The 2,537-nt window shown below is 39.3% G+C and carries 3 protein-coding genes; 2 read left to right on the plus strand and 1 reads right to left on the minus strand.

All coding sequences use genetic code 11. From position 1 onward, the window contains the following. On the plus strand, nt 1-795 hold a 795-nt coding region (locus A1D25_RS00115; protein WP_205420557.1), incomplete at its 5' end, for a YadA family autotransporter adhesin. 160 nt (nt 796-955) lie between these two features. Here A1D25_RS00115 and A1D25_RS00120 read toward each other — a convergent pair. Further along, nucleotides 956-1,849, minus strand: a complete 894-nt coding sequence (locus tag A1D25_RS00120; RefSeq protein ID WP_157393703.1) for a LysR family transcriptional regulator — start codon at nt 1,847-1,849, stop codon at nt 956-958. A gap of 146 nt (nt 1,850-1,995) precedes the next feature. Between A1D25_RS00120 and A1D25_RS00125 the strand changes: the two genes are divergently transcribed. Next, nucleotides 1,996-2,406 carry a DoxX family protein gene (locus A1D25_RS00125; RefSeq protein ID WP_157393704.1) on the plus strand — a complete coding sequence of 137 codons (411 nt, stop codon included), beginning with the start codon at nt 1,996-1,998 and terminating at the stop codon, nt 2,404-2,406. Nucleotides 2,407-2,537 lie beyond the last annotated feature (131 nt).

Consider the following 2,537-nt stretch of genomic DNA (forward strand, 5'->3'; position numbering starts at 1 on the left):
GGTCCTCAAGGCGAACAAGGTCCTCAAGGCGAACAAGGTCCTCAAGGTGAGCAAGGTCCTCAAGGCGAACAAGGTCCTCAAGGCGAACAAGGTCCTACAGGCGAACAAGGTCCTCAAGGCGACAAAGGTCCTACTGGTGACAAAGGACCACAAGGTGAAAGTGGCGAAAATGGTAAAAAAGCAACTGCAGCCATTGTCGATAATGGCGATGGAACTCACACAATTACCATCACAAATCCAGATGACACCACAACTACTACAACTGTAAAAGATGGTAAGAAAGGTGACAAGGGCGATCCAGCAAAAGTCATTGCAGGTAAAAATGTGGTAATTAAAAGTGCTGGTACTAGTGATCCGAGTGCTGTTATCGTTGAAACTGCCCCTCACGTAGAACACGAAAGTGTAACGGTGGGTGATATTAAAATTAATAGAGACGGCATTAACGCAGGCGGTAAGAAAATTACTAACGTAGCACGAGGTACAGCACCAACAGATGCCGTAAATGTAGCACAACTCAATGAGAGTGTTAGTGCAGTGAATAAGCGTATTAATAAAATGGATAAAAACTTGCGAGCAGGCGTTGCGGGGGCAATGGCTTCAGCAGGGTTATATCACGCTACATTACCAGGTAAATCAATGGTAGCTGCAGGTGTGGGTTCTTACAAAGGTGAAAGTGCGGTAGCAATAGGTTACTCTCGTTTATCTGCCAACGGAAAAGTAGGTATTAAAGCCTCTGTAAATGCAAATACTCGTGGTGACTTCGGTGCTGCGGCAAGTGTTGGATATCAGTGGTAGTGCTGTTACGTACTTGAATAGAGATTGAATAACATAAATCTGTACCCCAAAAGTGAATATTCACTGAGTAGGGTGCAGATTTTTTCTTTCAGATACAATTCTTTAGACATTTCAAATGTGTGCAATTATGAAAAATAGAATGAATTGTCAGAGCAAGGATTCAACACAGTTTCAGTTTTTCGAAGTAGTCCATAATTAACTCGCAAGCAAGACGGACTTTTTCCGATTGAATACGTTGTAGCGTGACTAAATAGAGCGGAACAGAGGGTAATTGCCAATCGCTAAAAAGTTGGATTAACTCACCGCTTGTAATATCAGCCTGAACGTCATCAATCGGTTGAATTGAAATACCTAGCCCACGCATTGTTAAACGGCGACTTGCGTAGAGCGTATTACAGCTGATGCGATAGATTGGAGTAATAGTTTGTTTTTCATTACCATTATTAAGTGTCAGTGAAGTAAAGTTAGGGTTTGAAAAATCGATCCAGTCTAACTTGGCTAATTCTACTAAACTGGTTGGGATAGCTTTATCTTGAAAGTATTGACGATGAGCAACAATAGCCCATTTAAAATCATAAATATGGCGTGCAATCATATTATTAGTTAAAACCCCCGTTCCTGAACGCAAGGCGATATCAACACGTTGTTCTAATAAATCAATTACTTTATCTTCAAATAATAGGTTTAAACGAAATTCAGGGTGGTTATCTAAAACTGATTTGAATGCACTCGTAAGTAGGCTATCTGTAAGCCCTGTTACGCAAGCAATAGTTAATTGACCTATTGGTTGAGACCGCAAAATTTCCACGCTTTTCATTGCATCTTCGGCACTTTGTTGCATTTTTGCAGCGTGCTGATAGAAAACCTCCCCAGCTTCAGTCAGTGATAATTTGCGAGTGGTACGATTTAATAATTTAATATTTAGTTGAGTTTCAAGTTTTTGAATGGCTTGCGTAATAGCAGATGGGGTTAATGAGAGCTGATTGGCGGCAGCTTGCATTGAACCTTGTTCAACTACCGTAGTGAAAATAGTGATAGATTTATAATCGTACATAACACACCTTTGGCAACTTTTATTAAGTTATGCTTAATAGTGTATTTATAAAATTGATAATGATCAAATTTCTTTAATCATTATAATGCCATCCATCAGCCTGACTACTTGTCAGGCTATTCATTTTTTTATAGAAGGAAAGTAAAATGAATCAATTATTAGACAAATTCAGCCCAGTAGTTTTCTTATTAGTGCGTATTGTTACAGGCTATATGTTTTTATTACACGGTACGGCGAAATTTTTTGAATTTCCAGTATCAATGACAGGCGGAAACGGTAGCGTAGAGCTATTTTCTTTATTCGGTCTTGCTGCTATTTTAGAAGTAGTTGGCGGTATCTTTATTATTTTAGGTCTGTTCACACGTCCAACGGCTTTTTTACTCTCTGGTCAAATGGCGTATGCGTATTTCATCGTACACGCAACAGCGGAAAATGTATTACAGCCAATGCTTAATAAAGGGGAATTAGCTGCATTATATTCAGTTGTCTTCTTATTGTTTGTGGTAACGGGGGCTGGTAAATTATCGCTTGATCAGAAGTTTTTTGGTAAAAACTAATTCGCTACTCTATTAAGTCAGAATCATTATGAAGTCCCCTAATTAAAGGGGATTTCAGACTGATGACAAACCCTAATTTGTTGTATTCAATAAACGGACAAACACAGTGTGCCCCAGACTGATGACAAACC

It is taken from the genome of Ursidibacter arcticus (assembly GCF_009761375.1).
GTDB classification, from domain to species: Bacteria; Pseudomonadota; Gammaproteobacteria; order Enterobacterales; family Pasteurellaceae; genus Ursidibacter; species Ursidibacter arcticus.